This is a genomic window from Leclercia sp. (assembly GCF_036780805.1).
Taxonomy (GTDB): domain Bacteria; phylum Pseudomonadota; class Gammaproteobacteria; order Enterobacterales; family Enterobacteriaceae; genus Enterobacter.
On record NZ_DAIQCE010000001.1, the window covers coordinates 1,870,427 to 1,892,591 of the forward strand.

Genomic DNA, 22,165 nt, shown 5'->3' on the forward strand with positions numbered 1-22,165 from the left:
TTCATTCTTAACAGGTAAAGCTTACCCGATTTCCAGGGCGGGAAACGTTCACATTTTGTTTAAGATTGTGCGCGCTGATCCCCTCACCCTAACCCTCTCCCCATAGGGGAGAGGGAATAAACCGTAGGCCCGGGCAAGCGCAGCGCCGCCGGGCAAGGCTCAGGACTTAATCAGCAGGGTCAGCACTTCGTAGTGCGCGGTATGCGGGAACATATCGAACAGCTGCACGCGCGCCAGGCGATAGCCCGGTAACTCACGGAGATCTTTCGCCATCGTCTGCGCATTGCAGCTGGAGTAGATAATAAACGGCGGGGCCATCTGGCTCAGGTAGTCGCACAGCGCCTTGCCGATACCGCGGCGCGGTGGGTTAACCAGCACCAGATCCGGCACGTTGCCCTCTCTGGTGGCGAACTGCGTCGAATCCAGCGCCTGGAAGTGCAGATTGGTCAGCCCCAGCTCGGTGGCCGACTGGGTAGCGCAGGCGATCGCCTCGGCAGAGATCTCAATCCCGGTCAGTTTCATCTCCGGGGTGGCGCAGTGCAGGCCAAAGCCGCCGACGCCGCAAAACAGATCCCACATATGGTTGACCGGAAGCCCCCGCACCCAGTCCCGCGCGGTGGCGTACAGCTGGCTGGCAACGGTCGGGTTGGTCTGGAAGAAGCTCTTCGGGCGGATCCACAGCGGCACGTTGTTAAACCGCTCCGCCAGCGCCTGGGCGTCGGTGAGGAAGATCTCCTCCTCGCCTTCCATGATCGCCATATGCACCGGCTGAAGGTTCGCGGTGATGACCTTCAGCTGCGGCAGCTGCGCCTGCAACCACGGCAGCGCCGCGCGCAGCTGGGGCAGCTTAGCGTCGGATCGCAGCACGAAGCGCAGCATCATCCCGCCATCAAGCTGGCTTTCGGTGAGCAGAATGTACTTCAGCTCGCCGCGCTTGCGCTCCACGTTATAGGGCGTGAGGCCCGCGCGGGCGATAAAGGGTTTCAGGGCGGCAAAGACCGGGGCGAACGACGCCGGATAGAGCGGGCAGTCGGTCAGATCGACAGGGGTGCCGTCGCGGTGCAGCATCCCGAGCAGCGGTTTTTCGACGCTGCCGCTAACCACCATTTTGGCTTTATTGCGAAACGCCTGCTCCGGCCCGCTGATCGGCGCGCACCACTCCGCCACCGGCAGGCCAGACAGTAAGGTCTGCAGGTCGGCCATTTTGGCGGAAAGTTGAGAAGAGACCGGCTGCTCTATCCACTGACAGGAGCGGCAGCGACCGGCGTCATAGAGTGCGCACTGCATAACGAAACCTTAATACGTCTGGGGGCAGCGATTATACACGTTATTGCAGACGGAAAAACCGTCGGCTGGCCGCGGGGACAAACAGCAGGCCGAGCACCAGGATGTCGGGCAGCTTCTGCATCACCAGAGTGTGGAAGATCTCGCGTTTTGACTCGCCGGGGATGCTGAACAGTTCGGGATAACCATAGCCCAGCGACGCGGCCCACAGATAGCCGGTGGCGACCACCTGGGTCAGCAGGTAGACGATCCGCGCCCAGTTCCGCCCTTTCACCAGCGAAAAGGCGCAGAAGATTTCGATAAACACCAGCATCAGGCTGGCGAAAAAGACCAGCGTCAGGTTCCATGTCTGGACGCTGCGGTGAATGAACTCGCCCATGCCGCGCACGCCCAACGTATTGAAAATCATAAATACATCGAGGCAGCGGATCATAATAATGGCGAGCGCCGCCACCTGCACCAGAGCAGGAACATTCAGACGGGCATGTGACCGGCTTGTTTTAGTGAAAAATCCCAACGTGATGTCTTCCATGAAACGATGCCGCGTTAACGCGGCATCTCAATTACGCTTCTTTGCAGATTTTAGGAGCTTCAGCTGCGTCTTGCACGCTGGATATCGCGCTGACGCTGTTTTTCAGACCGCGCCATCAGATACCAGGCGATCAGCCCGATGATGCCGACCACGCCCAGAATAAGCGTCGCCAGGGCGTTGATCTCCGGGTTGACCCCCATGCGCACGCTGGAGAAGACCAGCATCGGCAGCGTGGTCGCCCCCGGACCGGAGACAAAGCTGGCGATCACCAGATCGTCGAGCGACAGGGTAAAGGCCAGCAGCCAGCCGGAGACCACCGCTGGCATGATCATCGGCAGGGTGATGATAAAGAACACCTTCAGCGGCGTCGCCCCGAGATCCATCGCCGCCTCTTCAATGGAGTGGTCCAGCTCGCGCAGCCGCGAAGAGATGACCACCGCCACATAGGCGGTACAGAAGGTGACGTGGGCCAGCCAGATGGTGAGCATGCCGCGATCCGACGGCCAGCCGATGGCGTGCCCCATCGCCACAAACAGCAACAGCAGCGACAGCCCGGTGATGACGTCGGGCATCACCAGCGGCGCGGTGATCATAAAGGCAAACCCGTTGGCGCCGCGGAAACGGCCAAAGCGCACCATCACCACCGCGGCAATAGTGCCGAGGATCGCCGCCATCGTCGCCGCGCAGGCGGCAATGGTCAGGCTTAGCCCTACGGCGCTCATCATCGCCTGGTCATGGAACAGCTCGCCGTACCAGCGCGTGGACCAGCCCGCCCACACCGTCACCAGCTTGGAGCTGTTGAAGGAGTAGATCACCAGCATCAGCATCGGGGCATAGAGGAAGGTAAAGCCAATCACCAGGATCAGGATCCGCCACGGCGAGCGCACTACCGGTAAATTGTTCATCCGTGATCTCCCATCTGTTTCTGCTGATACTTGTGGAACCACATGATCGGCACGATCAGCAGCAGCAACATTACGATCGCCACCGCCGAGGCCACCGGCCAGTCGCGGTTGTTAAAGAACTCCTGCCACAGCACGCGGCCAATCATGATGCTGTCCGGGCCGCCGAGCAGTTCCGGGATCACGAACTCCCCCACCGCCGGAATAAACACCAGCATCGACCCGGCGATAATCCCGCCTTTGGTCAGCGGCACGATGACGCTGAAGAAGGTTTTCAGCGGACGGGCACCGAGATCCAGCGCCGCCTCGACCAGCGAATAGTCGATGCGCGTCAGGGCGGTGTAGATCGGCAGCACCATAAACGGCAGATAGGCGTACACAATGCCGATATAGACCGCCAGGTTAGTGTGCAGAATAGTCAGGGGCTGATCGATCACCCCCAGCCACATCAGGACGTTGTTCAGCACGCCGTTGTTTTTCAGGATCCCCATCCAGGCATAGACGCGGATCAGGAACGAGGTCCACGAGGGTAAAATCACCAGCAGCAGCAGGATATTACGCGTCGAGGGCTTGCTGTGCGCCACCGCCCACGCCAGCGGGTAGCCCAGCAGCAGACAGCAGATCGTCGAGATCGCCGCCACCTGCAGCGACTGCAGATAGGCGTCAAAGTAGAGCGGATCGTCGGTCAGCTGCAGGAAGTTGCCGAGGTTGAGCATGATCGACAGCTGGCTGTCTCCCCACTCCACCAGATCGCTGTAGGGTGGGATCGCACGCGCCATTTCCGCCAGGCTGATTTTAAACACAATCAGGAACGGCAGCAGGAACAGCAGGATCAGCCACACGTAAGGCAGCGCGATCACCAGCTTGCGCCCGTGGGCCATCTGCATTCGCGTCAGCCAGCTGGTATCAATGCCCGCAGCCTGGCGGGTCACAGGTTCAGGTTTGCTCATCGCCGTTCCTTATACCGTCAGCACAACGCAGCTGTCCGCTTCCCAGCACAGACGCACTTCGTCGCCCCAGGTCGGCAGCCCTTTGCGGTAGCGGTAAGTGTTCTGCAGCTGGGCGCTGATCATCTGCCCGCTCTTCAACCGGACGTGATAAATGGAGAGATCGCCCAGATAGGCAATATGCACCACCTCCCCCACCGCAAAGTTGTAGCCGTCGGCGGGCGGCGCGTCGCAGAGGGTGATTTTCTCCGGGCGCAGCGCCACGTACACCGGCACGTTATCCACCACCGAGTTGTCGGCAGTCACCTTCAGCGGATGGATGAGGCCCGGCGAGTCGATCACCAGCCCGTCCTCTTCACGCGCTTTCAGCAGCCCTTCAAAGACGTTCATGGAGCCGATAAATTCGGCGCTGTAGCGGGTGGTCGGATGCTCGTAGATCTCTTCCGGCTCGCCAATCTGCACGAACTTGCCGCGGTTCATGATCGCGATGCGTCCGGCCATGGTCATCGCCTCTTCCTGGTCATGGGTCACCATCACGCAGGTCGCGCCCACGCGCTCCAGAATATCCACCACTTCCAGCTGCATGCGGTCGCGCAGTTTTTTATCCAGCGCCCCCATTGGCTCATCCAGCAGCAGCAGCTTGGGCCGCTTCGCCAGGCTGCGGGCCAGGGCCACGCGCTGACGCTGGCCGCCCGAGAGCTGATGCGGCTTACGCTTCGCGAACTCCTGCATGTGCACCAGACTCAGCATTTCGGCCACGCGGGCGGCGATGTCGGCTTTCGGCATTTTGTCCTGCTTCAGGCCGAAGGCGATGTTCTGCTCCACGGTCATGTGCGGGAAGAGTGCGTAAGACTGGAACATCATATTGATAGGACGCTGGTACGGCGGTACCTGGGAGAGGTCAACGCCGTCGAGCATGATCTGCCCGGCGCTGGGCTGTTCAAACCCGGCCAGCATGCGCAGCAACGTCGATTTCCCGCAGCCAGATGCGCCCAGCAGGGCAAAAATTTCGCCTTTGTAGATAGTCAGGCTGACATCATCCACGGCATTTTGACCATCAAAGGATTTGGTCAGGTTACGGATTTCCAGCAGCGGGGTTAGCGCTTTACGGGTTTTCGCCTGCGGGCGGGGGATCGCGTCGTTCACGGGGTGCTCTCCGGCATCAATCAAACTGGTGCAGGCGCACCAGAACGGTGCGCCTGTTGCCGGGGGCGCTACGCTTGCCCGGCCTACGAGGAGCGGTTATTTACCGCTTTTCACTTTCGTCCACGCACGGGTACGGACGCGGTCGATTTTCGGCTCCTGGACGCTCAGGGTGAACATCTTGGCGCGTACGTCGGCTGGAGGGTAGATACCCGGATTATCACGCACCTCAGCGCTCACGAGCTTGGTTGCTTCTTTGTTGGCGTTGGCATAGAAGACGTGGTCAGAGATGTGGGCAATGACGTCCGGACGCAGCAGGTAGTTCAGGAACTGATAGGCTTCGTCTTTGTTCTTCGCATCGGCAGGCATCGCGAAGACGTCAAAGAAGGCCATCGCCCCCTCTTTCGGGATCGAATAGGAGATATTCACGCCATTTTTCGCTTCTTTGGCGCGGTTAGCCGCCTGCCAGACGTCTCCAGCCCAGCCGATGGCCACGCAGATATCACCGTTTGCCAGATCGTTGATGTACTGAGAGGAGTGGAAGTAACGGATATTCGGACGCAGCTTCAGCAGCAGGTCGGTGGCCGGGCCGGTGTAGTCATCCGCTTTGGTGCTGTTTGGATCTTTGCCGAGGTAGTTCAGGACGGTGGCAAACACCTCTTCCGGGGCGTCGAGGAAGGACACGCCGCAGCTTTTCAGCTTCTCGAGGTTCTCTGGCTTCAGCACCAGATCCCAGCTGTTCACCGGCGCATCGGCACCCAGCACCTGTTTCACTTTATCGACGTTATAGCCGATACCGGTGGTCGCCCACATGTACGGCATAGCGTACTTGTTGTCCGGGTCGTGTTTGGCGATAAGCTTCAGCAGCTCGGGATCGAGGTTTTTCCAGTCCGGCAGTTTGCTTTTATCCAGCGGCTGGAACACGCCCGCGGAGAGCTGACGCTCGAGGAAGCTGGCTGACGGCACCACCAGGTCGAAGCCGGTACTGCCCGCCATCAGTTTGCCTTCCAGCACTTCGTTGGAATCGAAGACGTCGTAAACGACTTTGATACCGGTCTCTTTTTCGAAATTCGCCACCGTGTCCGGGGCAATATAATCAGACCAGTTATAGATATGCAGCGTTTTTTGTTCAGCAGCAAGCGTGCCGGCAGAGACAGCCATCAGAGCACCTGCAACCAGACCCGATAACCATTTTTTATTTAAAGCGATCATAGCGGTAATCCTTCTGAAAGCGCGTTAACAAACGCACTAAAAATGAACACTCTTAGCCTATGCAAGAAACGTGCATAATTTATCACTCTGCCTGCAGCAGAAGATGTTACGCAGGTGGCAGTATCTGCTCGCATCTAACGGCATCGCAAGAATAAACTGTAGCTTGTCTCCGTAGCTATAGCTCAGATTAAAAAACGCCTTTTAACAATTTTTTATGCAGGAAATGTCTATGTGATAAGCCGAATTGGCGGGATGGCGGTGAATAATTCTTTAAAGAAAGGTTAAATCCAGCAGAAACGAGGGTGTTATGCAGCCGCCACGACAGCGACTGCCTAAAAGTCAGACAGCTTTAGTGCAGAAAATTGCCCGAAGATTCAGGTTGTTCAGCGCCCTCTTCGGTGTTGTACAACAGATGATGCGCGCTGGCTTCAAGCATCACCATGGAGATCTGCTCTTCGCTCTGCTGAACGAAGGCCGCGAACTGCGGGAAGGTCAACCCGACAGATGCGGATAAAGACTGGCAAACCACCAGCTTCGGCAGATTATCATCCTGTATGTCGAGAAATGCCTTCACCGTCAAAGAACTGGCATTGATGGCGGACAAATCCGATGCTAACGCCAGCAATGCCGAGGGTTTGACCTCCGCCAGCGCGGAAAACAGAATGACGTCGTTAATCAGATCGAGCTTGGCATCAAACACGCCGTCAAAATTTTGCATGTGCGGCAGGTGCAGCGCCTGGCAGGTGTCGCATTCAAAAAAGCTGACGCCCATGTTGTCGAGCCAGTGACGCAAGGTATCAAGTGTCGGTACAACGAGTGAATCCATATCGGTGGAACCCCTTAAAAAATAACAGTGCGTGTCAGGTCAGTTATCCGCCCGTTCTCAGGCAAAACTCCGGCGTGGCCTGGCGCTCTATCCAGCCGATCATCTTTCCGGCGATATCAATCCCGGTGGTTTTCTCAATGCCTTCCAGCCCCGGTGAGGCATTAACTTCCATCACCAGCGGCCCGCGATCGGCACGTAAGATATCGACCCCGGCAATATCGAGCCCCAGCGTTTGGGCGGCCAGCAGGGCAATCTCCCGCTCACGGGAAGTGATCTCGACCATCCGGGCAACGCCGCCCCGGTGCAGGTTGGAGCGAAAATCGCCCTCTTTGGCCTGGCGTTCGATGGCCGCAACCACTTCATCGCCTACCACCAGGCAGCGAATATCGCGGCCTTTCGCCTCCTGAATATACTCCTGCACCAGAATGTGCGCGTTCAGGCCGCGAAACGCATCGATCACGCTCTCTGCCGCCTGGCGGGTTTCGGCCAGCACCACGCCAATCCCCTGCGTACCTTCCACCAGCTTAACCACCAGCGGCGCACCGCCGACCATCTCGATCAGATCGCTGGTGTCGTCGGGCGAATGGGCAATACCGGTGATCGGCAGGTCGATCCCCTGACGGGCCAGCAGCTGCAAAGAGCGGAGTTTGTCGCGCGCCCGGGTAATGGCCACGGATTCATTCAGCGGATAACTGCCAAGCAGCTCAAACTGGCGCAGCGCGGCGGTGCCATAAAAGGTGATGGCCGATCCAATGCGCGGGATAACCGCGTCAAAGTGCGGCAGTTGACGACCTTTATAGTGAATGGAGGAGGCCGCCGGGCTGATATTCATATAGCAGGACAGCGGATCGAGGATGTCGACCTGATGGCCGCGCTGCTCCGCCGCTTCACGCAGGCGTTTACAGGAAAAGAGCGTTCCATCCCGGGACAATATGGCAATTTTCACCCTGCACCTCTCAGACATAATCCGGTAAAAGCCTGCGTATCATACACGCAGGCAGGCGCAGGATGAATGGACTTATCGCGTAGCCCAGCCCTGTTTATGCAAATAGTCGAGAATAAACGGACGATTTTCTTTGATGATGGTGCGCCGGATATGGTCGCTCCAGGTATCGCGGCGATTATTGGTCGCGCGGCTGAGGTAGTAGTTCGCCAGCTCCTCGTCGTACTGCGCCAGCACCTCCTGATCGACCGGCTGATAGTGGTTTTCATGCACCACCATTGCCGCAGGCAGGCGCGGCTTGACGTCCGGGTTATCGGCCGGCCAGCCGAGGCACAGGCCAAACAGCGGCAGGACGTGCTTTGGCAGCTGCAGCAGTTCGGTCACCGCCTCAATGCTGTTGCGGATGCCACCGATGTAGACGCCACCCAGCCCCAGCGACTCCGCCGCGGTCATGGCGTTCTGCGCCAGCATCGCGGTATCCACCACCCCAAGCAGCAGCTGCTCTGCCAGGCCGAGCTGCGCCTCAGGGCAGATTTGCAGATGGCGGTTGAAGTCGGCGCAGAAAACCCAGAACTCCGCCGCCTGGGCGACGTGCTGCTGCCCGCCGGTGAGGGTCACCAGCTGTTCACGCATCGCGGGGTCGGTGATGCGGATAATGGAACTGCACTGCAGGAAGCTGGAGCTGGAGGTAGCCTGCGCACCGGCAATAATGGCCTCGCGCTGGGCATCGCTGATGGGTTGATCGGTGAAATGGCGGATGGAGCGGTGGGAACGTAGCAGATCAATCACTGGCGTCATCTTATCTCTCTTTTCGGGCGTTACTGACATTTCGCCAGTATAGGCAAAGAAAAGGCGGCTGTAATTGGCCAAACATAGCCTGAAGATATCAATGTAACAGGCAGAACCTGCTTTCCATTACTGAAGGTTATCGGCAATATAGCGTTATTCGCCGTCTGGCTTAGTTTCAGGAGAGAGAACATGTTTGCAGTGATTTTTGGACGTCCGGGTTGCCCTTACTGCGTGCGCGCAAAAGATCTGGCAGAAAAACTGACCGCTGAGCGTGAAGATTTTAACTACCGCTACGTGGACATTCATGCCGAAGGTATCAGCAAAGCCGATCTGGAAAAAACCGTCGGTAAACCGGTTGAAACCGTTCCGCAGATTTTCCTCGATCAGAACCACATCGGCGGCTTTACCGATTTTGAAGCCTATGCCAAAGAGCACCTGGGGCTGTTCGCTGCCCAGTAAGCCTTTCACGCCCTCACTCTGAGGGCGTTTTTATTCTCTCGCGGCGATTCTCCAGCGCCCGGCGCACGAACAGAAAGAACAGCGCACCTAACGCACACCAGAATACACCACTCAACAGCCAGGCCAGCTCCTGCACCAGCGTGCGTGACGGGATAAACATCATCCGCATCACCACCAGGCAGACCGGCGCGGCGAGGATCGCCCCCACCAACGGCCTGATGACTTCTCCGCCGCGGGAGAAAAAGCTGGCTGCGATACCCGGTAAGGTGAAGAAGAGTAACCCCAGCCCTGGGTAGCCTGCGGATATAAACGCCCCCCTCACCCTAAACGTCAGACAGACGCAAACCGCGGTGAACAGTAAAAAGCAGCAAGCCACACCAAACCAGTTACGTTTAATATTCACTCTATCCCCCTGCTATTGCGGGCAAATACTTTTTTCGTCCCGCGGGACGCCAATTAGTTGAGTCACCCGGCATTCCTTGCCAAAATCAGCACGTCATTACGTTATCGCTATCAAAAGGTGATATCTGTTAAAAATTAACTAATAGTTTGATATTACTTTGTGGGATATATTATACTGCGCGATCAAGAGCGTTACGCCTTCTCTTACAGTGCAAAACAGTAGCCTAAATATCCCACCCATTCAACCACTTACTGGTAAACGAAAAGTTATCCTCCGTGAACATAAACGTCGCAGAATTGTTAAACGGGAATTACATCCTGTTATTATTTGTGGTACTGGCTCTGGGTCTTTGCCTGGGTAAATTACGTCTCGGGTCAATCCAACTCGGTAATTCTATTGGCGTTTTAGTCGTTTCGTTATTATTAGGCCAGCAGCATTTCAGCATTAACACCGATGCCCTGAACCTGGGCTTTATGCTGTTTATTTTTTGTGTCGGTGTTGAAGCCGGACCCAACTTTTTTTCTATTTTCTTCCGCGACGGCAAAAATTATCTGATGCTGGCGCTGGTGATGGTCGGTAGCGCCCTGCTCATCGCGCTGGGTTTAGGCAAACTGTTTGGCTGGGATATCGGCCTGACGGCAGGCATGCTGGCCGGGTCGATGACCTCCACGCCGGTGCTGGTGGGGGCCGGGGATACGCTGCGTCATCTCGGGCTGGATAACGCCCAGCTGTCGCTGGCCCTGGACCACCTCAGCCTCGGCTATGCCCTGACCTATCTGATTGGTCTGGTGAGCCTGATTGTGGGTGCACGCTATCTGCCGAAATTGCAGCATCAGGATCTGCAGACCAGCGCCCAGCAGATCGCCCGGGAGCGCGGTCTGGACACCGACAGCAAACGTAAAGTCTATCTGCCGGTGATCCGCGCCTACCGCGTGGGTCCGGAGCTGGTGGCCTGGGCCGACGGTAAAAATCTGCGCGAGCTGGGCATCTATCGCCAGACCGGCTGCTATATCGAACGTATTCGCCGTAACGGCATCCTCGCGAACCCGGACGGCGATGCGGTGTTACAGATGGGGGATGATATCGCGCTGGTCGGTTATCCGGATGCGCACGCCCGTCTCGATCCGAGCTTCCGTAACGGCAAAGAGGTGTTCGACCGCGACCTGCTCGACATGCGCATCGTTACCGAAGAGATCGTGGTCAAAAACCACAACGCCGTCGGCCGCCGCCTGGCACAGCTCAAGCTGACCGATCACGGTTGCTTCCTCAACCGGGTGATCCGCAGCCAGATTGAGATGCCAATTGATGACAACATCGTCCTGAACAAGGGCGATGTGCTCCAGGTGAGCGGCGACACGCGCCGCGTGAAGACCGTTGCCGACCGCATCGGCTTTATCTCCATTCACAGTCAGGTGACCGATCTGCTGGCGTTCTGCGCCTTCTTTATCGTCGGCCTGATGATCGGGATGATCACCTTCCAGTTCAGCAACTTTAGCTTCGGTATCGGCAACGCCGCCGGTCTGCTGTTCGCCGGGATCATGCTCGGCTTCCTGCGTGCTAACCACCCGACCTTCGGCTATATCCCGCAGGGCGCGCTGAACATGGTGAAAGAGTTTGGCCTGATGGTGTTTATGGCGGGCGTCGGCTTAAGCGCGGGCAGCGGGATTGGCCACAGCCTGGGCGCGGTGGGCTGGCAGATGCTGGTCGCCGGGTTAATCGTCAGCCTGGTGCCGGTGGTGATCTGTTTCCTGTTCGGCGCCTACGTGCTGCGCATGAACCGCGCCATGCTGTTTGGCGCGATGATGGGGGCCCGTACCTGTGCCCCTGCGATGGAAATCATCAGCGATACCGCACGCAGCAACATTCCGGCGCTGGGCTATGCCGGCACCTATGCCATCGCTAACGTGCTGTTAACCCTGGCGGGGACCTTGATCATCATCATCTGGCCGGGGCTGGGGTAAGGGAGAAATTTGCGCAAGGGTGAAAAAATTTCGCGATGCGCAGAACTTTTCTGCCAGACGTCAGTCATAACTATTGCCACTGCTTTTCTTTGATGTCCCCAATTTGTGGAGCCCATCAACCCCGCCGTTTTGGTTCAAGGTTGATGGGTTTTTTGTTGCCTTAAATCCCTGATCTTCTTACTCAACCACTTCATTCGTTTCATGTATTCCGACAGAAAGCCCTCGATCTACCATCGTTCGTTACTGTGGCTTCCAAAACTGACACTGTTGGCATAACAAAAACCGTCCACATCCGGGAAAAGAGTGAACTGCCTGATATCAAATAGATTCTCCAGCAGCAGCAAACATTGCTGTTTAAGTTCAGGCGTAAGAGCAATCAGGTTGAGATAGTTCGGGTTCTCCCCAAAGACCAAGCTGCCCGTCCGGGCATCGCTGACTCGGCTGTAAAGAAACTGCGCACTTTGCGCTGCGATCCTTTTAATCACGACTGGAGGCTGCCAAAGTCGCGGAAAGTTTTCCAACTCGTCGTCGGCGTTAGGGTCTCCCGTTCCGAAAATATCATTGTAAGCACGAGGTTCAGGCCTTCCCTCAAAGCCATGAGCTGCTGCCCAATACAGACCAAACAACAGTCCCGTTTTGTCTCTCTCAGAATTACACGCAAACCAGAGAGCGACGAGCATGTTTCTTGAAAAATCCACCAGTCGCGTTGCTGCGCCATGATGTTGCAGCTTGGCAAGGAGTTCAAAATCAGCCAGCGTGCGGCCATTTTCGTAATGGTAGCCTTGATGTTTAGCGTTTAATAAAAGCTCTCTCTCATAGTCACGCATACTTATTTCTGAAGGTTTAGAGGTGCGGTTTTTCTCTAATCGTCTGTATGCCGAACTGTGTACTGGCCAGGCGATGTTGCCTTGCCCTCTCCACAAGTAGATGTTTTTTGTTTCGCACTCACCTACTGAAGCAAGTTCGATAATTTGCCAAAACTCATCAGGTGCAACCACAGGACCGAATAAATCCGTATCAATGACTTTCACTGGTTCCCTCCGCTTCATTTACCTGGGTTTTAAATCATCAACAAAATTTTTGCATGTATGCATGGTGGGTACAATAAGCATTACCCCCCCAGAAATGGCCGCCCCACCCTTCCTCCAATTTAGTGTTACGCTTTATGAGAAAGATAAATTCCTCCTCCGAGCCCAAGGAGCACCAATGCTCGCGTTGTACAACACAGCGATTGTACTTTTAACCGTTGCCGCCATGGAGTTAGTCGCCGCCCTTGCGCATAAGTACATCATGCACGGCTGGGGTTGGGGGTGGCATGAGTCGCATCACGAGCCGCGCACCCGCTGGTTCGAGGTGAACGATCTCTACGCGGTGGTGTTCGCCGTGCTGGCGATTGTGCTGATTGCGCTGGGGACCTGGGGCCTGTGGCCGCTACAGTGGATTGGCGCCGGGATGACGGCTTATGGCGCGCTCTATTTTATGGTGCACGATGGGCTGGTGCATCAGCGCTGGCCGTTTCGCTATATCCCGCGCCGGGGATACCTCAAGCGCCTCTATCTGGCGCACCGTCTGCACCACGCGGTACGGGGCAAAGAGGACTGCGTCTCCTTTGGGTTTTTGTATGCGCCGCCGATTGAAAAATTGCAGGCCACCTTACGCCAGCGCAAGGCGCGCCGTGCGGCTAACGCGGGCGCTGCCAGAGCCCGGCCGGACGCGGCACCTGCGTCGCAAAACGAGAGGTAAGCGCCAGCCTGGCGCCTTTCAGCAGTAATCCCGATTTTTCAAACGCGCTGGTCCCCTGCCGTCTATCCCAGGCGCGGGGACCTGCCGCACTCACCTTAATGCCAATCTCACGATATACCCCGTGCGCCGAGGCAATCGCCCATGCGGATCGCAGCGGCAGCCCGGCCAGCCCCTCGCGGGCTGAAGCGTAATAGGGTTCGGCTTCGGCCACCAGCCGATACGCCAGCCTTGCCAGCTGCGGACGCATCGCAGCGCTATCGAGCGCATCAGCCGGGATACCCTCCTCGTCCAGCCACCGGGCCGGCAGATAACAGCGGCCAACCCGGGCATCCTCGACGATATCCCTGGCGATATTGGTCAGCTGAAACGCCAGGCCTAAATCACAGGCACGGTCGAGCACCGCTTCATCACGTACCCCCATCACTCGAGCCATCATGAGCCCCACCACCCCCGCCACGCGATAGCAGTACTGCAGGGTGTCATCGAAGGTCTCGTATCGCGTCTCGCGCACGTCCATGGCAAAGCCATCGAGATGATCGTAAGCCAGCTGAAGCGGGATGTTGTGGCCCAGGGCCACCTCCTGAAAGGCGGCGAATGCGGGCTCACTCATCTCGCCCCCCTCCCACGCGCGCTGGGTCTGGTTTTTGAGCATCTCCAGACGCTGTTCTGCCTGAGCGTTGTCCACGGGACTGGCGTAAAACCCCAGCTCCTGGCCGTCGATTACGTCGTCGCAGTGGCGGCACCAGGCGTAGAGCATCAGCACGCTACGCCGGGTTAATGGGTCGAAGAGTTTCGCCGCGGTGGCAAAGCTTTTCGAGCCCACGGCGATGGTATCGGTCGCGTGATCCATCAGGGTGGTGTTCATCGGGACAGCGCCTCCAGCATCAGCCCTGCCGTGGCTTTCGCCGAGCCGATCACCCCAGGAATACCGGCCCCCGGATGGGTACCCGCCCCGACCAGGTAAAGATTGGGGATCCGGCTGTCGCGATTGTGTGGCCGGAACCAGGCGCTCTGACGCAGGATCGGCTCCACAGAAAAAGCGGAGCCCAGATGAGCCCCCAGCTGGTCGCGAAAATCGAAGGGGGTGAACATGCGGTGGGTCACCAGCTGGCTGCGCAGTCCCGGCATGTAGTGGGCCTCAAGATAGGCAAAAATCCGGTCGCGCAGCCGTGGCCCTTCACTGTTCCAGTCAAGATCTGCGGTGCCTAAGTGGGGCACCGGGGCTAACACGTAATAGCTGCCGCAGCCCGGCGGTGCCAGGGAGGGATCGGTAACGCAGGGTGCGTGCAGGTAGAGCGAAAAATCGTCCGGCAGGGCGTTTTTATGAAAAATATCGTCGATCAGCTCTCTGTAGCGCGGCCCGAAACAGACGGTATGGTGCGCCAGGTCGTGCTGCTTGTTCAGGCCAAAATAGAGCACAAACAGGGAATTACTCATGCGTTTGCGCTTGAGCGATGCCGCGCGCGCGGCCCCCGCCGGATGGTGCCCCAGCAGCTTTTCGTAGGTATGCACCACGTCGGCGTTGGAGGCCACCGCCGCGGTCGGGATCCTCTGGCCGTCTTTTAGCTCCACGGCGCAAATGCGATCGCCCTCGGCCACCAGCCGGGTCACCTCGGCATTCAGCTGCAGCTCGCCGCCCAGATCCTGATAGAGCTTCACCAGCCCCTGCACCAGCGCCCCGGTACCGCCCCGGGCAAACCAGACGCCCCACTCCCGCTCCAGGGCGTGTATCAGGGTATAAATGGACGAGGTGGCAAAGGGATTACCCCCCACCAGCAGGGAATGAAAGGAGAACGCCTGGCGCAGCTGCTCATTCTCGATAAAGCGCGAGACCATGCCGTAGACGCTGCGCCAGGCCTGCAGGCGAGTCAGCTGCGGCGCGGCGCGGAGCATGTCGCGAAAAGAGAGGAACGGCACCGTGCCGAGCTTGAGATACCCCTCATTAAACACCGCCCGGGAGTAGGCGTGAAACTTGCGATAACCCTCCACGTCGCGCGGGTTGAAACGTCTTATCTGCTCTTCCAGCCGGGTCTGCACGTTGTCGTAATCAAATACCTCGCCCGTCTCCCAGCACAGGCGATAGAACGGGGTCACCGGCAGCAGATCGACATAATCCGCCATCCGCTTTCCGGCCAGGGTAAACAGCTCTTCGATGGCGCTGGGATCGGTTATCACCGTCGGCCCGGCGTCAAAGGTGAACCCTTTATCCTGATAAACATAAGCGCGCCCGCCGGGCTTATCCCGCTGCTCCAGCAGAAGTGTGGCAATGCCCTGCGCCTGTAGCCGAATGGCCAGCGCTAATCCGCCAAAACCGGCGCCAATAATCACTGTTTTATTCATGGTGAAACGCTCGCATCCGGGGAGTGAGTTTCAGTATGGCGAGCATCGCTTCGCCGACGGGAACCGGGGGCTTACCTGCCAGGATCCGCGCTTTATCGGCCAGGGTCAGCTGTCCGGCATAAAAGCGGGCAATCAGCCCTTCGTTAAGAGAGTAAAAACGTTGCATCACCTGCCAGCGTTGATCGGCCTCCCCCGCCAGAAACAGCATACGGTTCAGGGCGCGGAAAAAACGCTGGGCGTGCCACTGGTGACGGGCATAGCGATGAATTACGGCAAAGATCCCGGCCGCGCTGATATCCGCGGCTCCGGCAATGGCGTCGGCCAGCGCCACCGCGTGCGGCAGTGAATAGCCGGTGGTGGCATGAAACAGTCCGGCGCGCAGGCCGCTGCAAGGTTGGTGATCCCGCGCCTGCCAGAACGCCTGGAAATCGCCCCCCAGCATAATCGGCAGATGGCCCTGCTCTTCTCGCGTCAGGCTCTCCAGACACCAGCCCTGCTGGTGAGCATAGTCAGCAATGTGTTGCCGGGCGGCGCTGAGATGCAGTTCGGCGGCGTCGATGTAATGGGTATCTTCGATCAGCAGCTCGGTTGTGGAAAGCGGGAGAGTATAGACAAAACGGTACCCGCCCTGCTGATTAACCGTGGCATCCATCAGTATCGGCCGGGTCAGGCCGTGCGGCTGACGCAGACGCCACTGTTGACCGAGAAACGACTGGCTGCCGGTGTTGAGGTGCCTGTCCGGCATATAGCCCCGGCCATCGATCACCGCCCGGGCCTGGAGTCGAGTGCCGTCGGCGAGCATCACCGACTCCGGGGTGAGCGCGGTGACGAAGGCATGGGTGTGCAGACGCGTGCCAGCGGTGTCGGCCAGCACGGCAGCAAAACGCGCGGACGTGACGCTGAGGTAATCCCCGGTGAGGGTCCGGTTCAGGTCGGGAAAGCGGACGTCGTACCCCTGCCAGCGGTGCGCGATCAGGGGAGCAATCCACTGGTGCTGCCCGGGAGTAATATCACCCTCATGGAATGACCAGGTGTGATTACCCCCATGCCTGCCGTCGGCTTCGAGAAGCAGCACGCGCAGCTCCGGGCGCTGTTGCCACAGCCGTAACGCGATCAGCCCGTTAGCCAGCCCACCGCCTGCCAGGATGATGTCCCACGCGCGAGCCATCAGGTTTGGGCCACCAGCGTGGCCTGACGCAGCTGCGCCAGGTTGGCGCTTCCGGTGCAGAAACAGGCGACGCGCAGCTGGTCGACGATCACCTGAAAATGGTCAATGACCGCCTCGCTGGAGACTAACGCGCTTTGCAGCACTCCGGCCGCCTGCCCCACCATGCTTGCGCCTAAGCGGATCGCTTTCGCCACCTCGATGCCGTTGGCGATCCCGCCCGAGGCCACCAGCGGCATGTCGGGCAGTGCCTGATGCAGATCCTGGAGTGCCGTCGCGGTAGGGATCCCCCAGTCGGCAAAGGCCATCGCCACCGCCCGGTCATGCGCGGTGATGGCGCGTTCGCCCTCAACCGCCGCCCAACTGGTGCCTCCGGCACCGGCGACATCCAGCATCGCCACCCCTGCCGCCGCCAGCTGACGGGCAACAGGTACCGAGATCCCGTTGCCCACCTCTTTGACCACTACCGGCACGTGCAGCGCCTCGACGGTGTGATGAATGGCATCGATAACCCCGCACCAGTTGCGATCCCCGCCGTGCTGCAGCGCCTCCTGCAGCGGGTTGAGGTGGATAATCAGCGCATCTGCCGAAAGCGTCTCTACGGCACGTCTGGCATAGTCGATCCCCTGTCGGCCGGCGATTTGCGCGGCACCGAGGTTGGCCATCAGCACCACGTCCGGGGCAAAGGTGCGCAGTTCGCGCGTCAGGCCATAATTGGCCTCGCTCTCCAGCGCCACGCGCTGGGATCCCACCCCCATCGCCAGCCCCAGCGCCTGCGCGGCGAGGGCCAGATGCTGATTGATCTGGCTCGCCCGGCGGGTACCGCCGGTCATGGAGCTGATCAGCAGCGGCGCGTTCAGGGTTCGACCAAACAGCGAGGTCGTGAGATCGATATCATCAAGATGCAGTTCGGGCAGGGCACAGTGCCCGAAGCGCCATTTTTCAAAGCCGTTGGTACACTTTTTTGCGCCGGGCGCGCCGTTCAGTACGATATCGAGATGATCGCTTTTACGTTGCGACAGGCTGCTCATTGACACTCCGACACGGATAACGACAGGCTCTGACTGATAAGCGTCAGCTGTTTTTCAAACCAGACGTGAACATAGTACCGGGCGGTGTTTCCCGGCTGACAGGCGGTTGCAATATGCTGATCGGCGCTGCGCACATGCTCGCGCAGCCGCAGGAACACGCTTTCGGCCCCGAGCACCGCGACCAGCGTCGATTTATCTTTATCCTGATGAGGATCTTTGCCGTTGGCAGTTGAGCCGTCGGTCAGATCATCAATCAGCTGGAAGGCCTGGCCCAGATCCCGGGCGAAAAAGCGCAGACGTTCGCTGACCTGCGGCGGCGCATCGGCGGCGATAGCCGCCAGCTGGAGGGTGGCGTTGAACAGGCTGCTGGTTTTCAGCTCATTGGTCAGCAGGATCTCATCGGGATTGCGGCTCTGCCGCGCCTGATTCAGATCGCGAAATTGCCCCTGCACCAGCCCCATGTGCCCCACCGAGGCCGAAAGCTCAGCCATCGCCCGCGCTTTGGCCTCGTGCGTCAGCGAAGGGGCGCGTGAGATGACGCAAAAAGCGTGGCTCAGCAGCGCCACCGCCGCCAGTATCGCGACGTTTTCGCCATACTGATAGTGAACAGTGGGACGCCCGCGTCTGAGCATGGCATTGTCCATGCAGGGCATGTCGTCAAGGATCAGGGAGGCGACGTGGACCATCTCAATGGCGCAGGCCAGATCCAGAAGGCCGGTCTGCTCGGTTTTGTAGCCCATATCCGTCGCCGCCAGCAGCAGCAACAGAGGGCGCATCCGCTTGCCAGCGACCAGCGTGGCTTCGCGCATGGCGGCATAGACCTGGCCCTCCTGCTCGCCCTCGGGCAAGAGTTGTTCCAGACGCCGTTCAAACGCAGACAGCAGCATTTTTACATCATCTTCATGACTAAGGGTCATAGGGGCTTCCCCGGTGTTAGGTTGCGACGTCCGCAGAAGGGGTAAAAACGCTTGCCGCAGGGTGATTTAGATAGCGTAGCGTATCCTTCTGCGTTTTGTTGCCCGCCGGGAAAGGGGAAACCAGAGCCGAATTTAACAGCAAATAAAATCAATAAGTTAAAAGAGAAGCCTCACGGAAAATTGCACAAAAATTTACATTTGTAGAGATTTTTAGTCGCCCTGCTGTTCCTTGCCAAACGCCAGCCGTAGCGCGTACTGACGAATATCCTGCGGCCAGTTTCCGATACACGCCGTAAACGCCGCTTCATCATCCGCAAAAAGTGCGCGCAGGCTGGCCTCGTAATCAGGCAAGTCCCCCGCTATCTCGTACATAAAGTGGTAGGCGCGATCGTGACGCTGGCGCTTGTTATCCGCCGGTTCGCCGGTTTTTCTGGCCTGGTCGATAAGCCTGCGCAAGGTAGCGGACGCCCCGCCGGGCTGAGTCGCTAACCATTCCCAGTGCCGCGGCAGCAATGTCACCTCTTTTGCCGAGACGCCCAGTTTTGGCCGTCCTCGGGATTTTACGACGCGGGTCTCTGCCAGTTCGGGGTAGACCGCCAGAATATCGGCAATATCGCCGTTAAGAGGAATATCGAGCCGTTTTCCGCTGCGATCGTTAAATATGAAAACGCTTTCACGGTGAATGTTAATGGATTGGATCTGCTGTAACAGTTCGCTCAGCGTTCCGTGAGCAATCTGCCGCTGCCGCCAGAAGGCGGTAAGGGTGAGGGTTATCATGCCATTACCTTTTTTATCCGGGTAAAAATAAAAAGTGAGGCTGTCTGGCGATACCTGTTAATTATACCCGGATAAAAGAGAACAACGCGCTATTCTGGCTTGTTCCCTGACCACGCTCCCTCCCCCGCGATGCGTCCCACCATCACCCGCAACGCTTCCCGCGAGAGCGGCTGGCGGTCGGTGACAAAATGCAGCGTCATCCCCTCTATAAATGCATCCAGCGCGCGGGCGGTAACCGGATCAAACCACTGCTCCAGGGTCGTCTGGCTGGTTTTCATCCAGTCCTGCATCACGGTTTTTAACGAGGCGCTGCGGTTCATAAAGGCATAAAGCTGATACATCAACTCCATATTGTGCGGCGTGGTGACCTGGGAGCTGTAAATCAGGGTGACGATCGATTCGCAGGCCATCTCCGGCCCCGTCACCCCGGCAAAGAAGTCGCGATACTGCACCGACATCTGCTGCGTAAACCAGGTGAAGGCCTCTTCGAGCAGCGCCTCCATTCCCGAAAAATAGTAGGTCATCGACCCCAGCGGCACCCCGGCGCAGCTGGCGATTTTGCGATGGGTGACGGCGTTCAGACCATGCTCAGCGATGGTGTCGAGGGTAGCCTGCAATATCCGTTCCCGCCGTTGCGGATCGTTGGGTCGTCTGTTCATTTTTACCTCAGCGCATTTATGTACAAATGTACACAAACTTGCTAGTGTTGTCTTCTATGTTGTCCTTCTGGTACAGAAACCATGACCGTCATCTCACCGCGCAAACTTCTGCAACGCCGCCTGTGGGCGCTGTTTATGTTCTTCTTTATCCCCGGCCTGTTAATGGCCTCCTGGGCCACGCGCACCCCTGCCATCCGCGACATTCTGTCGGTCTCGACGGCGGAGATGGGCATCGTGTTGTTTGGCCTGTCGATTGGCTCGATGAGCGGCATTCTCTGTTCCGCCTGGCTGGTTAAGCGCTTCGGTACCCGGACTGTGATCCGCACCACCATGTGCTGCGCGATTGTGGGTATGATCCTCCTTAGCGTTGCGCTGTGGTTTGCCTCTCCGCTGGCGTTTGCCCTCGGGCTGACCGTGTTTGGCGGCAGTTTTGGCGCGGCGGAAGTGGCGATCAACGTTGAAGGTGCCACCATCGAGCGGGAGATGAACAAAACCGTGCTGCCGATGATGCACGGGTTTTACAGTCTCGGTACGCTGGCAGGCGCCGGTATCGGCATGGCCCTCACCGCCTCCGGTATTGCTGCCACCACCCACATTTTGCTGGCCGGCCTGGTCTGTATCGCCCCGGTTCTGCTGGGGATCACCGCCATCCCGGACGGCAACGGCAGGAACCTCGCGGGTGAGGCAAAATCGGGTGAAAAAGGGCTGCCCTTCTATCGCGATATGCAGCTGATGCTGATTGGCGTGGTGGTGCTGGCCATGGCCTTTGCCGAAGGATCAGCAAACGACTGGTTGCCGCTGCTGATGGTGGACGGTCACGGCTTCAGCCCCACCTCCGGCTCGCTGATTTACGCCGGGTTTACGCTGGGCATGACCGTCGGGCGCTTTACCGGCGGCTGGTTTATCGACCGCTACAGCCGCGTGACGGTCGTACGCGCCAGCGCCCTGTTGGGCGGGCTGGGCATTGCCCTGATTATTTTTGTCGATGTCGACTGGGTGGCCGGCGTGTCGGTGGTGCTGTGGGGGCTTGGCGCCTCGCTCGGCTTCCCGCTGACCATTTCGGCGGCCAGCGACACCGGCCCGGATGCGCCAACCCGCGTCAGCGTGGTCGCTACCACCGGCTATCTCGCCTTCCTGGTGGGCCCGCCGCTGCTGGGCTTCCTCGGGGAGCACTACGGCTTACGTAGCGCCATGCTGGTGGTCTTAGGATTAGTCATGATTGCCGCCCTGGTCGCCAGGGCGGTCGCCAAACCGGATACGCAGGCTAAAACTGCCATGGAGAATGGATATGAGCGTTAAACTGATTGCGGTTGATATGGATGGCACCTTCCTCAACGATGCGAAAGAGTACAATCGCGCGCGTTTTCTGCGCCAGTACGCGCAGATGAAGGAGCAGGGTATACGGTTTGTGGTCGCCAGCGGGAACCAGTACTACCAGCTGATCTCCTTTTTCCCGGAGATCGCCGATGAGATCGCCTTTGTCGCGGAAAACGGCGGCTGGGTGGTTAACGCCGGGGAAGACGTGTACAACGGCGAGCTGACCCAGGAGCAGTTCGCCGCCGTGGCGGAGTTTCTCTGCGCCATTCCGGAAGTGGAAGTGATCGCCTGCGGTAAAGGCAGCGCCTACACCCTGAAGCACTATGGCGAAGCCTTCCACGACCTTGCTGCCAAATATTATCATCGGCTGGAAAAGGTGGAGAACTTCGATAACTTCAACGATATCTTCTTTAAGTTTGGGCTGAACGTGCCGGACGACGAGATCCCGCGCATTCAGGCGATGATCCACCAGCAGCTAAGCGACATTATGGTACCGGTCACCACCGGCCACGGCAGTATCGACCTGATCCTGCCGGGGATCCACAAAGCCAACGGCCTGCGCCTGCTGCAGGAGCTGTGGGGCATCGATAACAGCGAGGTGGTGGCCTTTGGCGATAGCGGCAACGACGTGGAGATGTTGAGCCAGTCCGGGTTTAGCTTTGCGATGGCGAATGCCCGGGAGCACATCAAGGCGGTCGCCCGCTATGAGGCGCCGCACAATAACGACGAAGGGGTGCTGGAGGTGATTGACCGCGTGTTGAACCGCGAAGCGCCATTCAATTAAGCACGCAGTTTTGTAGGCCGGGTAAGGCGCA

The 22,165-nt window shown here is 58.5% G+C and carries 23 protein-coding genes; 5 read left to right on the plus strand and 18 right to left on the minus strand.

The features are described from left to right. Positions 1-159: 159 nt before the first annotated feature. From rlmC to nfsA, 9 genes are all read right to left on the minus strand, one after another. Positions 160-1,287, minus strand: a complete 1,128-nt coding sequence (gene rlmC / locus V7Q49_RS08840; protein ID WP_333850376.1) for a 23S rRNA (uracil(747)-C(5))-methyltransferase RlmC — start codon at positions 1,285-1,287, stop codon at positions 160-162. Between the two features lie 40 nt (positions 1,288-1,327). Then, positions 1,328-1,816, minus strand: coding sequence for a YbjO family protein (locus V7Q49_RS08845; RefSeq protein ID WP_333850377.1), 489 nt, complete (start codon positions 1,814-1,816; stop codon positions 1,328-1,330). A 59-nt stretch (positions 1,817-1,875) separates the two neighbouring features. Beyond that, the gene (gene potI / locus V7Q49_RS08850; protein WP_333850378.1) at positions 1,876-2,721 is read right to left on the minus strand and encodes a putrescine ABC transporter permease PotI; all 846 of its coding nucleotides are present in this window, start codon (positions 2,719-2,721) and stop codon (positions 1,876-1,878) included. Further along, the gene (gene potH / locus V7Q49_RS08855) at positions 2,718-3,668 is read right to left on the minus strand and encodes a putrescine ABC transporter permease PotH (RefSeq protein WP_333850379.1); all 951 of its coding nucleotides are present in this window, start codon (positions 3,666-3,668) and stop codon (positions 2,718-2,720) included. The genes potI and potH overlap by 4 nt, the downstream gene beginning before the upstream one ends. 9 nt (positions 3,669-3,677) lie before the next feature. Further along, complete coding sequence (gene potG / locus V7Q49_RS08860) at positions 3,678-4,811, minus strand: putrescine ABC transporter ATP-binding subunit PotG (protein WP_333850380.1); 1,134 nt, start codon at positions 4,809-4,811, stop codon at positions 3,678-3,680. A gap of 96 nt (positions 4,812-4,907) precedes the next feature. Then, complete coding sequence (potF, locus tag V7Q49_RS08865) at positions 4,908-6,020, minus strand: spermidine/putrescine ABC transporter substrate-binding protein PotF (protein WP_333850381.1); 1,113 nt, start codon at positions 6,018-6,020, stop codon at positions 4,908-4,910. 349 nt (positions 6,021-6,369) lie between these two features. Further along, positions 6,370-6,846, minus strand: coding sequence for a YbjN domain-containing protein (locus tag V7Q49_RS08870; RefSeq protein ID WP_333850382.1), 477 nt, complete (start codon positions 6,844-6,846; stop codon positions 6,370-6,372). Between the two features lie 43 nt (positions 6,847-6,889). Continuing rightward, complete coding sequence (gene rimK / locus V7Q49_RS08875) at positions 6,890-7,792, minus strand: 30S ribosomal protein S6--L-glutamate ligase (RefSeq protein ID WP_333850383.1); 903 nt, start codon at positions 7,790-7,792, stop codon at positions 6,890-6,892. A gap of 72 nt (positions 7,793-7,864) precedes the next feature. Beyond that, on the minus strand, positions 7,865-8,587 hold the full coding sequence (gene nfsA / locus V7Q49_RS08880; RefSeq protein ID WP_333850384.1) for an oxygen-insensitive NADPH nitroreductase: 723 nt from the start codon (positions 8,585-8,587) through the stop codon (positions 7,865-7,867). 180 nt (positions 8,588-8,767) lie between these two features. On the opposite strand from nfsA, the gene V7Q49_RS08885 reads away from it, so the two are divergent. Next, the gene (locus V7Q49_RS08885; protein ID WP_333850385.1) at positions 8,768-9,037 is read left to right on the plus strand and encodes a GrxA family glutaredoxin; all 270 of its coding nucleotides are present in this window, start codon (positions 8,768-8,770) and stop codon (positions 9,035-9,037) included. Positions 9,038-9,050: 13 nt separating this feature from the next. Here V7Q49_RS08885 and V7Q49_RS08890 read toward each other — a convergent pair whose 3' ends face one another. Further along, positions 9,051-9,440, minus strand: a complete 390-nt coding sequence (locus V7Q49_RS08890) for an inner membrane protein YbjM (protein ID WP_333850386.1) — start codon at positions 9,438-9,440, stop codon at positions 9,051-9,053. Between the two features lie 275 nt (positions 9,441-9,715). Here V7Q49_RS08890 and V7Q49_RS08895 point away from each other — a divergent pair, with 275 nt between their 5' ends. After that, the gene (locus V7Q49_RS08895) at positions 9,716-11,401 is read left to right on the plus strand and encodes an aspartate:alanine antiporter (RefSeq protein ID WP_039029554.1); all 1,686 of its coding nucleotides are present in this window, start codon (positions 9,716-9,718) and stop codon (positions 11,399-11,401) included. 227 nt (positions 11,402-11,628) lie between these two features. Here the strand turns inward: V7Q49_RS08895 and V7Q49_RS08900 are convergent, their stop codons facing one another. Then, the gene (locus V7Q49_RS08900; protein ID WP_333850387.1) at positions 11,629-12,432 is read right to left on the minus strand and encodes an FRG domain-containing protein; all 804 of its coding nucleotides are present in this window, start codon (positions 12,430-12,432) and stop codon (positions 11,629-11,631) included. A gap of 175 nt (positions 12,433-12,607) precedes the next feature. Between V7Q49_RS08900 and V7Q49_RS08905 the strand changes: the two genes are divergently transcribed. Next, a complete protein-coding gene (locus V7Q49_RS08905) occupies positions 12,608-13,144 on the plus strand; it encodes a sterol desaturase family protein (protein WP_333850388.1) in 537 nt (178 codons plus the stop codon). On the opposite strand, the gene crtB is transcribed toward V7Q49_RS08905, so the two are convergent. The 7 genes from crtB to V7Q49_RS08940 all read right to left on the minus strand — a co-directional run bounded on the left by crtB (position 13,083) and on the right by V7Q49_RS08940 (position 20,033). Next, entirely contained in the window at positions 13,083-14,009 is a 927-nt protein-coding gene (crtB, locus tag V7Q49_RS08910) for a 15-cis-phytoene synthase CrtB (RefSeq protein ID WP_333850389.1), read from the minus strand. The two genes, V7Q49_RS08905 and crtB, sit on opposite strands and share 62 nt — an antisense overlap. Further along, the gene (locus V7Q49_RS08915) at positions 14,006-15,484 is read right to left on the minus strand and encodes a phytoene desaturase (RefSeq protein WP_333850390.1); all 1,479 of its coding nucleotides are present in this window, start codon (positions 15,482-15,484) and stop codon (positions 14,006-14,008) included. Before V7Q49_RS08915 ends, crtB begins: the two co-directional genes overlap by 4 nt. After that, complete coding sequence (gene crtY / locus V7Q49_RS08920; protein ID WP_333850391.1) at positions 15,477-16,652, minus strand: lycopene beta-cyclase CrtY; 1,176 nt, start codon at positions 16,650-16,652, stop codon at positions 15,477-15,479. Before crtY ends, V7Q49_RS08915 begins: the two co-directional genes overlap by 8 nt. Further along, complete coding sequence (fni, locus tag V7Q49_RS08925; protein WP_333850392.1) at positions 16,652-17,680, minus strand: type 2 isopentenyl-diphosphate Delta-isomerase; 1,029 nt, start codon at positions 17,678-17,680, stop codon at positions 16,652-16,654. Before fni ends, crtY begins: the two co-directional genes overlap by 1 nt. Next, positions 17,677-18,597: a polyprenyl synthetase family protein gene (locus V7Q49_RS08930; protein ID WP_333850393.1), complete on the minus strand. Its 921-nt coding sequence runs from the start codon at positions 18,595-18,597 to the stop codon at positions 17,677-17,679. The genes fni and V7Q49_RS08930 overlap by 4 nt, the downstream gene beginning before the upstream one ends. A gap of 210 nt (positions 18,598-18,807) precedes the next feature. Then, the gene (locus tag V7Q49_RS08935) at positions 18,808-19,374 is read right to left on the minus strand and encodes a DUF2239 family protein (RefSeq protein ID WP_333850394.1); all 567 of its coding nucleotides are present in this window, start codon (positions 19,372-19,374) and stop codon (positions 18,808-18,810) included. An 89-nt stretch (positions 19,375-19,463) separates the two neighbouring features. After that, complete coding sequence (locus V7Q49_RS08940) at positions 19,464-20,033, minus strand: TetR/AcrR family transcriptional regulator (protein ID WP_333850395.1); 570 nt, start codon at positions 20,031-20,033, stop codon at positions 19,464-19,466. Positions 20,034-20,114: 81 nt separating this feature from the next. Between V7Q49_RS08940 and V7Q49_RS08945 the strand changes: the two genes are divergently transcribed. Next, on the plus strand, positions 20,115-21,332 hold the full coding sequence (locus tag V7Q49_RS08945; RefSeq protein WP_333850396.1) for an MFS transporter: 1,218 nt from the start codon (positions 20,115-20,117) through the stop codon (positions 21,330-21,332). Continuing rightward, on the plus strand, positions 21,322-22,134 hold the full coding sequence (locus tag V7Q49_RS08950; protein ID WP_333850397.1) for a Cof-type HAD-IIB family hydrolase: 813 nt from the start codon (positions 21,322-21,324) through the stop codon (positions 22,132-22,134). Before V7Q49_RS08945 ends, V7Q49_RS08950 begins: the two co-directional genes overlap by 11 nt. Positions 22,135-22,165 lie beyond the last annotated feature (31 nt).

What these genes read in the sequence shown, in the direction of transcription:
- fni (WP_333850392.1), bottom strand. Translation starts at nt 17,680, where the DNA reads ATGAGCAGCCTGTCGCAACGTAAAAGCGATCATCTCGATATCGTACTG.
- V7Q49_RS08915 (WP_333850390.1), bottom strand. Translation starts at nt 15,484, where the DNA reads ATGAATAAAACAGTGATTATTGGCGCCGGTTTTGGCGGATTAGCGCTG.
- V7Q49_RS08870 (WP_333850382.1), bottom strand. Translation starts at nt 6,846, where the DNA reads ATGGATTCACTCGTTGTACCGACACTTGATACCTTGCGTCACTGGCTC.
- crtB (WP_333850389.1), bottom strand. Translation starts at nt 14,009, where the DNA reads ATGAACACCACCCTGATGGATCACGCGACCGATACCATCGCCGTGGGC.
- V7Q49_RS08905 (WP_333850388.1), top strand. Translation starts at nt 12,608, where the DNA reads ATGCTCGCGTTGTACAACACAGCGATTGTACTTTTAACCGTTGCCGCC.
- crtY (WP_333850391.1), bottom strand. Translation starts at nt 16,652, where the DNA reads ATGGCTCGCGCGTGGGACATCATCCTGGCAGGCGGTGGGCTGGCTAAC.
- V7Q49_RS08930 (WP_333850393.1), bottom strand. Translation starts at nt 18,597, where the DNA reads ATGACCCTTAGTCATGAAGATGATGTAAAAATGCTGCTGTCTGCGTTT.
- nfsA (WP_333850384.1), bottom strand. Translation starts at nt 8,587, where the DNA reads ATGACGCCAGTGATTGATCTGCTACGTTCCCACCGCTCCATCCGCCAT.
- potI (WP_333850378.1), bottom strand. Translation starts at nt 2,721, where the DNA reads ATGAACAATTTACCGGTAGTGCGCTCGCCGTGGCGGATCCTGATCCTG.
- V7Q49_RS08945 (WP_333850396.1), top strand. Translation starts at nt 20,115, where the DNA reads ATGACCGTCATCTCACCGCGCAAACTTCTGCAACGCCGCCTGTGGGCG.
- V7Q49_RS08940 (WP_333850395.1), bottom strand. Translation starts at nt 20,033, where the DNA reads ATGAACAGACGACCCAACGATCCGCAACGGCGGGAACGGATATTGCAG.
- V7Q49_RS08950 (WP_333850397.1), top strand. Translation starts at nt 21,322, where the DNA reads ATGAGCGTTAAACTGATTGCGGTTGATATGGATGGCACCTTCCTCAAC.
- V7Q49_RS08845 (WP_333850377.1), bottom strand. Translation starts at nt 1,816, where the DNA reads ATGGAAGACATCACGTTGGGATTTTTCACTAAAACAAGCCGGTCACAT.
- V7Q49_RS08885 (WP_333850385.1), top strand. Translation starts at nt 8,768, where the DNA reads ATGTTTGCAGTGATTTTTGGACGTCCGGGTTGCCCTTACTGCGTGCGC.
- potH (WP_333850379.1), bottom strand. Translation starts at nt 3,668, where the DNA reads ATGAGCAAACCTGAACCTGTGACCCGCCAGGCTGCGGGCATTGATACC.
- potF (WP_333850381.1), bottom strand. Translation starts at nt 6,020, where the DNA reads ATGATCGCTTTAAATAAAAAATGGTTATCGGGTCTGGTTGCAGGTGCT.
- V7Q49_RS08935 (WP_333850394.1), bottom strand. Translation starts at nt 19,374, where the DNA reads ATGATAACCCTCACCCTTACCGCCTTCTGGCGGCAGCGGCAGATTGCT.
- rlmC (WP_333850376.1), bottom strand. Translation starts at nt 1,287, where the DNA reads ATGCAGTGCGCACTCTATGACGCCGGTCGCTGCCGCTCCTGTCAGTGG.